6 protein-coding genes are annotated in these 8,520 nt (G+C 47.3%); 3 read left to right on the forward strand and 3 right to left on the reverse strand.

Features of this window, described 5'->3' with window-relative positions; translation table 11 throughout:
* Positions 1-96 precede the first annotated feature (96 nt).
* Complete coding sequence (locus AC3A8L_RS17350; protein WP_487963536.1) at positions 97-690, reverse strand: hypothetical protein; 594 nt, start codon at positions 688-690, stop codon at positions 97-99.
* A 433-nt stretch (positions 691-1,123) separates the two neighbouring features.
* Between AC3A8L_RS17350 and AC3A8L_RS17355 the strand changes: the two genes are divergently transcribed.
* Entirely contained in the window at positions 1,124-2,611 is a 1,488-nt protein-coding gene (locus tag AC3A8L_RS17355; RefSeq protein WP_487963537.1) for a hypothetical protein, read from the forward strand.
* A 77-nt stretch (positions 2,612-2,688) separates the two neighbouring features.
* On the opposite strand, the gene AC3A8L_RS17360 is transcribed toward AC3A8L_RS17355, so the two are convergent.
* Positions 2,689-4,473: a hypothetical protein gene (locus AC3A8L_RS17360; protein WP_487963538.1), complete on the reverse strand. Its 1,785-nt coding sequence runs from the start codon at positions 4,471-4,473 to the stop codon at positions 2,689-2,691.
* A 90-nt stretch (positions 4,474-4,563) separates the two neighbouring features.
* On the reverse strand, positions 4,564-5,934 hold the full coding sequence (locus tag AC3A8L_RS17365; protein WP_487963539.1) for a conjugal transfer protein TraF: 1,371 nt from the start codon (positions 5,932-5,934) through the stop codon (positions 4,564-4,566).
* A 716-nt stretch (positions 5,935-6,650) separates the two neighbouring features.
* Here AC3A8L_RS17365 and AC3A8L_RS17370 point away from each other — a divergent pair.
* Both AC3A8L_RS17370 and AC3A8L_RS17375 read left to right on the forward strand, forming a co-directional pair.
* Positions 6,651-7,592 carry a DUF6502 family protein gene (locus AC3A8L_RS17370; protein ID WP_487963540.1) on the forward strand — a complete coding sequence of 314 codons (942 nt, stop codon included), beginning with the start codon at positions 6,651-6,653 and terminating at the stop codon, positions 7,590-7,592.
* Positions 7,582-8,520: DUF5666 domain-containing protein (locus AC3A8L_RS17375; RefSeq protein WP_487963541.1), on the forward strand; the 939-nt coding region annotated here is incomplete at its 3' end. The genes AC3A8L_RS17370 and AC3A8L_RS17375, both read left to right, overlap by 11 nt.

The following is an 8,520-nucleotide window of genomic DNA, read 5'->3' on the forward strand; positions in this document are numbered from 1 at the left end:
AAAATATTTGCAATAGCCGGCTATTACGCCCTATTTTCGCTTCGTCAAGCAAGCACCCAAAAACCCAAATTCCAGCAATTTATTCCGTGCACGCCCTTAGCCGTCATCTTTTTTAGGCATCGCCATCATTAAAAAGCCACTAAAAGCAGGGTTGTTGGGGGCGAGAGAGGGATCGACATGCTGTTTCATTTCAAGCACCGCATCGCGGTAGCGTTGGTAGAAATCCCAGCTAGGGGTTGGCTTGTAGTGCAGCCCTTCTAGCTCGAAGTGTGCGACCACGCCTTTGGCGGTTGTGGGCTTGACGAAGACTTCATCTTGCAGCCGATAGTAGGCTGGGGCTGCCGAGATGAGCGACCATTTCGCTATTTTATCCCGCTTTAATAGCTCGACTTGTAGTGCAAATCCTTTGTACGCATTGCCATGTAATATTTCGTAGAGGCTATCCGCTAAGGCTGTTCGCTCTGCGCCCACCTGTATGTTAACAAATGATCTAAACTTGGGTTTCTCAAAAAGAGAGATCATCGATGAGCGGCTGATGACCTTAATCCAGTTGTCGAGTAGTTCATCGCGTTGGTTGAACTTATCTTCGGCTAAAGCGGTTTGGCAAAAATCAGACAATTTATTGACGTTGTGCTTTTTCCCAACCGCAACCATTTCGGGGTGAGTAAAGCCTCCCGGATAGGCAGACATGAAATTTTTCTCGGCAAGTTTTAGCTTCTTAAGGTTCATGGCGTCGCGGGGTAATGAGTGGCGGAAGGTATTCGATAACGAATACCGTCTAAATGCAAGTATCGTACTGAGTTTTGTCGAAAATTAACGCATTTTTAACTGCGTGAAAGGCTGTACGCACTATTTGTATGGTGTATGGCTTAATCGCTCAATCTTTATGGTTATTGTGCACTTATGCCGGTTTCTTCTATGACTTGAGTCAAGGTTTTCTGGCTGGTCGAGTGTTTAAATTTTTTACTAATGAAACCATAGTCCTTCATTTCATTAGGGGCCTTACGTTAATGGCGTGCGCTGTATGCGCTATTTTCACCGGGCGGATAAGGGATGCCAGTTACGGAGCTGTAGTGTTTTCTGCGGCGCGCTTTAAATAGTACCCACTAGGTTAGGAGGTTATATGCCTGCACCGCAAGAGAGTATTCGGCCATTGGATGGAGCTATTATTGATTATTGCTGTGCTTTTTTTGGTCGTACATTAACGTTGTGCTGGCAAGACCTTCCCGTGACCGAGCGCGGGAATCGTCAGGTGCTTTTAAATCTAAAAGACTATTTTTTAGCTGCCTTGACCAATGATTTTTTAGGTTGTGTTAGCGTTGTTGATGAGGTGTGCGATGCCTCCTGTTGGAGTGAAAAATCACACGGTGTTGAATTTTTAGATACGTTGGAGGCGGCCTTGGTTAGGCGGTGTACCGAGTCGTGCGCCACATCATTGTTCGTAATCCAGCAACAGTTAAAAGCGACTTCATCTTTTAATACGTTTTCTTTTGACCCGCGTACCATAATGGCCTACGTCGTCGCGGCGGTTTTAAAAAGTAACTTAGATCACAAAATTGGCAGTGCGTTATGTTATGCCTTTATTAATCGTTTGGGGTTAAGTATTGGGCTGTTTTACGGCACCTTAGCGGATGTGCTTAAAGGCTACGTGCCCGAGGGCGCGAGTGATGATTGTGCTGTTGATGAACCTGTAGTGCGAAATGAGATTAAGGGGTTAACGCAATATATTCATCGTTTTTATACTTCAAATTTGTCAGCGAAAACTAACACTGCCAGTTTGTGCGCATTGTTTCAAAACCTGTATGCCGCTTTACTTTGTTATGTTCGGGATAGTTGTGATAGCTTGGATGAAAAGTCGCACATGCTGGATCAAGTGCTGCAAGAGTTATACAGTTTAGCGGAGCTTGAGCCGAGTTTGTTTTTACAGAAAAATAGCACCTTTGAACAGATTATCGATCGCCTGAGTAAACCAGAGCCCTATTTATGTCGCACGTTAAAATATGTTAGTGAAGAGCTAGCCGTTTTTAACCTCGATCATAACGCAGGCTACAGTATGGCTTCGCTGTCTCGTCACGGTGACTCTTTTGATAAAGAGCCATTGGATCGAGGGGGGAGTTCGACACGAGATAGTCATGATTTTTCTGATGTGGAGTTTGGCACTAATAATAACGCCAATGATTTTCAGATGGGGGCACCGGAATTGGAGTCGGGTAGCTTGTCGGGCACATCGAGTGTGCAGCATAAAATGCGAGCCACCAATATTTTTCAGCATGTAGAGCGTTTAGTTGATGGTGCATTAAAACAGTGCTCTATCGGTGAAGTGTCACATTTTATTGACCGGTGTTGGCGCCATGTATTATTGGCGACAGGGCTACGGGAGGGCGTTGATAGTAACGCTTGGCTCGATGCATCGACGTTACTCGATGAAATTTCTCATATCCAGGTAATGGCTTCAGTAGATAAAAAATCACAAGGGGTTATATTGAATAGCATGCGGGAAATAGGGAGAGATTATTTAAGTTACAATGATTTTTTAGAACGCGAAGATTATTTTAAAGCTGTTGATGCGGTAGTTGGTGGCTACTTCCCCCGAATTACTTCGCGGCATTAGGGCGATGGCTGCAGTAGCGCACCGCCCATCCTTGGGCTTGTTAATCTATTTGTTGGTGACTTTAAGAGTGATGCCTATTAGTTTTGTTCTGCTCGTGTTTTTAACCCTACGCGCGAAGGTAAGCGCTGTTCGCAGTCGTTGGCGTTTTGAGGGGTAGACTGCGTCTGATCGGCAAAGCCGGCTTGGCTATGCCAAACTCTAATTTCACCGTCATAATCAAATCGAATTTGTTGATAGCTTGTTCCGCTGATCGTTGTTTCCCCTGCCGGCTTCATAATGGCCTGATAGTTCGCGCCTAAAAAGTCAAAGGTTAGCAATAGACTGTAGGAGCTGGGTTTCTCTTCTGTGGCGCCGAGCAAGCTCCAAAAACCACTGAGTACTTCGCCGCGAAAATTACCTTCGCCTAAACGTGTTTGGCTTGCACCATCAATATATTTTGCGCAAGCAATAATGCTACCAGACAGGCCTGATTCCCCGGCAGTGAAATACAATTCCAGTTCAATATCATTTAGATTACTGGGTGCAAAACCTAAGTCTAAATCGGATATTTTAAGTTGTTTATTGTCGAGAAGGCTGAAAGCGCTGGCATCATCACGAACACGTGCTGCGCTGGCGATGTCTTGTGCGGTTTCGAAATCGCTGCCACTAAAGTCGTTACTAGCAAGTGCGTTAATATCGGCTTGGTCATCGCTGAGTGCAACGCGAAGGCTTTCGAGTTTCGAGTCATTGTTATCATCTAAAAAGAAGCTGAAAGCGTTATCAATATAAGTGTCGTTTTCAGTACGCTCGTTAATGGCTTTAATGACAACGGTTTCTAATGCGCGAGCATTGCCTAGCACTTGGCCATGATCCATCGATATATCCAGTACATTCAATAACCGGTTAACGACAGGAGGGACTTGCGCGGCTAATTGTGCCGCGCGCGCGTGTTTACCTGGGGCTTGTATTGAGCCCATGTCGGCTGGTAGCGCAACGTCGCGTTGGGTATAGATTGCGCGAATGGTGTCTTCGGCTTTATCCATAATGCTAATAAGCTGTTCGTTATTCGTGAGTGTTAAATCGAGGCTTTGTTCTGGCTGGGCAAGGCTTGCGGCAAGGCTTTGATAAATGGACTGGCTGGCGTCATTGGGCATGCCGGTATTTTCATGCATGGCTTCATAATTATCATCAATACGGTCGCTTAGTACCGTGACTGTTTTATGAATTTTAATGGCGGTGTTTAGTAGGTACGAATTGATCTCGCCGTTACCTAAGGCGTTGAGATAGTCCACATCGAGGTCGGCGGGTTCAATACCGAGTGATGATAAAACGTTGGTGCTTTCGGTGCTGTCGCTAATGGACGTGAGTAGCGTTGTGATAGGCGAAATAATGGTGTTTTGAATATTGCCTGGAATGCGTGCATCAATGCGACGACTTAGCTGGCCTATAAAGGGTTCGCCTGTGAGTATGTCGTAACCGCCGTCAATGCGGATAACGACATTCGAGAATGAGGATGCGGTGTTAAGGCAGTACTGTTGCTGTTCGGGCTCTGCATCGCTGGCGCAATAGTTGGTGTCGGTATTGGGGTTGTAGCCGTAGTAGCCTTCATCGTCAGTAAAGGCATAGGGCTCCCATGGGTCCCGGGTGGCATTGTTGTTGGTATCAATAAAGACTTTAGAGCGTGCAATATGCCCGTCGATAGCAACGCCGCTAAAAGCGTGGTTGTTCGTTGAGGCGTAGCCTTGGTCTTGCTTTCCGCTTCCGCCGCAAGCACTTAAGGCTATGGAGCCGATGAGTATTATGGCTGTGGTTAACTGCTTGCGCGGTAACGAGAAGGGTTGGCTCGTTGCTGTGAGGTGTTTAGCTTTACTTTGTATTTTCATAGCTCGTACCACGTTGTTCTTGGTGAGTCGCGCCAGCGGTGAGGCTGGCTACCTTTTAGTTGATATCGCTCGGGCTCGCGTTACATCGTTTTAAAATCGCTCTTCAAAGCTCAGCGCAAAGCCCAGGCCGCGGGGGGCTTTATCGCCGTCCACAACAACTTCGTCTAATGCCAGGTTGAGGTCCAAATTAACGATACCGCCAAAAGTAAAGCCAAGGCCTAGGTAGCTGAGTTTTGAGCCGGCTAAATTTTTGCTATAACTACCGCGCAAACCGGGTACCCAGTAGCGACTTGGATGGTAGCTGGTTGAGGCGGAAAACCATTGGTTCTCTTGGCCTACGGTATCGTCGTAGCTCGTGAGCTCGACAGAGGCTGAGGCTAGCCAGTTACTGGCGATAAAGTAGCTGCCGTCTACTGTGATAACGGGGTTCTTTTTGTGGGTTTCGTAAGTCCTGATGTCGCCTTTGTCTGCGAAGTAGCGAGCGGCGAAGCAGCTGTTTTGCGATGAGCCGCTGGAGTGCTCCTCACAATTAACGCCCACCGAGCCGTAATCAAAAGAAGGAGCGTTTAGGCTAGTGAGCGAGGCGCCGATGCGGTAGTTGGGCGCGGTCCATATTGCGCCAAAGTCCAAGCCAATGCTGGTTGATCGAATGCGGTTATTTTTGTATTCGTCTTTGACGACATCTTCAACTTCTTGGTTTCCGATCGAGTCGAGGTAAATAACTTGCTTACTGAGTTCCAAATCATAAATATTGAATTTGGCGCCCCAAATTAATTGCGTACCTTCGGTGCCCCAAAGGTTCTCGCCGTAAAGCTGGCTGTAGCCCACCGCGAATTTTGTTTGTAGCCCGCTTTTAATGTAGGCGGAGGTATTGGTCGCAAAGGTGGTTTTACTATCGTCGTAAATAAGTTCGTCGGCCAAAACGCTAAGGTTAATTTGGCTTTCAATATTCAATTCAAACATAAGGGCGCCCGGCAAAAAACTGGGGCGCCAGTAAAGGGGGAGTGGCGGTATATAGCTGCCGGCGGTAGTTTTTAGGTAACCATCTTCGCCGGCTTGCGCAATAACGCCATTAAAGCGGTTAAGGGTATCGTTTACGCTATCTTCTTGCGCGTTATTGGGGTCATCTAGAATGTCGATGAGTTCGTCGATGTCATCAACGAAGTTATCGACCTGCCCGAACTCCGTACTGCTTGAAAGGCTAAAGAAATAGCTCATGCGAAACTTTTCATCGGGTGCAATCATTAGCTCGCCCATGGCTGGGTTGTTGATGCCGCTAAATAGAGCGAGGTGATTTGCGCTTTGTCCTGTAGTAAAAGCTTGAGAGTGGTTCAAAAGGTTGCCGCCGGCCTGCGCGCGGGGTGCCGTTATAACCGCGAATAACCCAGCGATAAGGAGTGCTGTAAAACGGTAATGGGGTGTTTGGTGGCTGGCTTGCCCAAGCATTGTATGTGTTTTCACGGGTGGCTCCTTGTTTGTGCACGACTGCGCTGGCCGTTCATACTCCAGACGGCCTTTAATGAAACATTAGACAAAGAGTGGGCCTAGGCGAAAGTAAAGTGAGGCTATATATAAACAAAGTCTGGCAATGGCGTTATTTAGTGCTGAAGGGAGCAGCTAATACCTAAAGCGCCTAAAAATGAGCTGCTGATGTTTTTTTCGGCGTCATTATTTTGTCTGAAAGTGTGATCTAGATGTTGATTTGAGTGACACGACATATTCCCGCCGAGTCTTTCGTGGCTGAAAATGTGCGCCTTTAAGGGTTGGGGAGGTGAGTATTCTTATTTGTAACTATGTGTCATTTTTTGTAGTACGCAGTATTAGGGACGAGGAAACAATATTTCATCCGCTAATACTTGAATCGACCTCCTTACCTTCGTTGCTCAAAGCGTACATGCCTCGGTAGCTGCTCCATGCGTTACCCTACTGACCTATGTCCTATAGGCCCCGGCATGCGCCCCTTTAAGCGCCTCGATAAGAAAGTCGATCTCTTCGCCTAGTTGGATAAACTATTATTGCCTCGTCCTTTAAAACTGCGAGATAGTTTTTGCAATGTGACATAAAGACTTAACAAAAGTAGGGGTTGCACTCACAATAAGCGTTATTACGTGTGATTTTGATCATAAATTGAACAATATAGTTACTGGCTAACTATTATTTGGGGTAATATTTCCCACATGAATTCCAACAACATTAAACAGCTCATTTTGTCTGCCGCCCGAACGATGATTCGGCCGGTTGTTCGAGTGCTTATTCACAACGGCGTAACTTATAGCGAGTTTTGTAAACTGGCTAAAGCTGAGTTTGTGGAGGTGTGCGCGAACGATTTTGGTTTGCAGGGGCGGCCTACGAATATGTCTCGCATAGCGACGATGACGGGTATTGACCGTAAAGAGGTTAAGCGCGTTAAAGATGCGCTAGAGCAGAGTGACCCCGTTGCAGAAACCCAGAACGCGCAAGACCGCCTAACCCGAATCCTGAGTGCTTGGCACCAAGATGCCAACTATTTAAGTGATGCTGGTGAGCCCCTCACTCTAGCGCCCGATATCGAATCCGAACGTTTGAGCTTCCCTGGTTTAGTGAAACTTTACGGCGGTGATATTCCTGTTAGCACTATTTTGAAAGAGTTAATTGGCAGTGGCTGTGTAGAGAAGGTAAGTAGCGGCGACCTTCGTGTATTGAAGCGCTTTTATGTGCCTGCGAATAATAATCCTGAATCGTTATTGCGTGCCAGTGCGGTTTCTAGTGAAATTTTGAATACGATGTTCCATAACCTTTATGTGGTGGGTAAAGAGAAGCGCGCCCGTCCACGCTTTGAACGCAGGGCCAGCAATAATGCTATTCCTGCCAAGCAAGCGGCCGCGTTTGAGCGCTTTGTAGAGCTGCAAGGGCAGGAGTTATTGGAACGTGTAGATGCTTGGCTTACCGAACATGAATGCGTGGTTGAAGAGGATGGCGAGCCGCGGGATGACCTTGTGCGTATGGGCGTAGGTGCTTATATGATCCAATATACACAGCAGAAAAATAAGAAAAATAATACGGCTAAAAAAGCGAAACAGCTGACGGCCAAAAGCGACACCGAAGAGCAAGATTTACAGGTAGAAGAGCATGACGAATAGGTATCGGCAGCAGTTTTCGATCGTATGGCGCTTACTTGCCTCACTGGCCTTATGTTTTGCCCTGGCCGCTTGCGGCAGTGGTGGCGGGGATGAGGTGGCCGGAATAGATGGTAGCGGCGCGCCAGTCGACCCTGTGGCACCCGCGCCAGAGCAACCAGAATTACCGCCAGTGCCTGACCCTGATATTACCGTGGCCGCGCAAGGCACGATTAACGGTTTCGGCAGTATCATTGTTCACGGCGAGCACTACGATACTTCCCGCGCGCACTTTTATCGCCACGGCGAGCCGGCCTTTGAAGATTCCTTCGAGGTCGGAGACATGGTTGCGGTAACGGGCTATACCTTGGAGGGGGTGCTCTATGCAAAAGATGTGTTTTTCGACCCGGTATTGAATGGTCGTATAGAAAATTACGATGCTGATCTCGGAACGTTCTCAATGTTCGGGCAAAACGTAACCATCGATGCGGATACTGTAATTGGTAGCGATTTGAATGATGAGGCGCTGTGGGGTCGTAATGTTACGGTCAGTGGTTGGCTGGGTGACAGTCAGGTTGTTGCAACCCGTATAGCCTTGAGCAAGCGCCCCGAACTTGCGGTTATTCGTGGCCACGTTAAAGCGACAGATGACAATATGCGGGCCTATATTGGTGAAATTTGGGTGGACTACTCTAATGTTGCTGATATACCAAGTATTGCGGATGGCGATATTGTCTTGTTTGAAGGTGAGTTGATTGAGCCCGAAAATGAGCCGCATTATTTATTGGCCACAAAGGCGATAAATATTTCGGTGACGTTAAGTCTTGATGATGTGCCGTTGGAGTCTGCAGTCGTGTCGGGGATTATCCGCAATATCGCGTCTTATCAGTATTTTTCGGTTAACGGTGTTGAGATAGCCCTAACGGGTAACCCGCAGGTTGAACGTGGTGAT

The organism is Marinagarivorans sp. (assembly GCF_982758155.1).

Coding starts and splice junctions, on each gene's coding strand:
- AC3A8L_RS17350 (WP_487963536.1), bottom strand. CDS start 690: ATGTCTGCCTATCCGGGAGGCTTTACTCACCCCGAAATGGTTGCGGTT.
- AC3A8L_RS17355 (WP_487963537.1), top strand. CDS start 1,124: ATGCCTGCACCGCAAGAGAGTATTCGGCCATTGGATGGAGCTATTATT.
- AC3A8L_RS17370 (WP_487963540.1), top strand. CDS start 6,651: ATGAATTCCAACAACATTAAACAGCTCATTTTGTCTGCCGCCCGAACG.
- AC3A8L_RS17360 (WP_487963538.1), bottom strand. CDS start 4,473: ATGAAAATACAAAGTAAAGCTAAACACCTCACAGCAACGAGCCAACCC.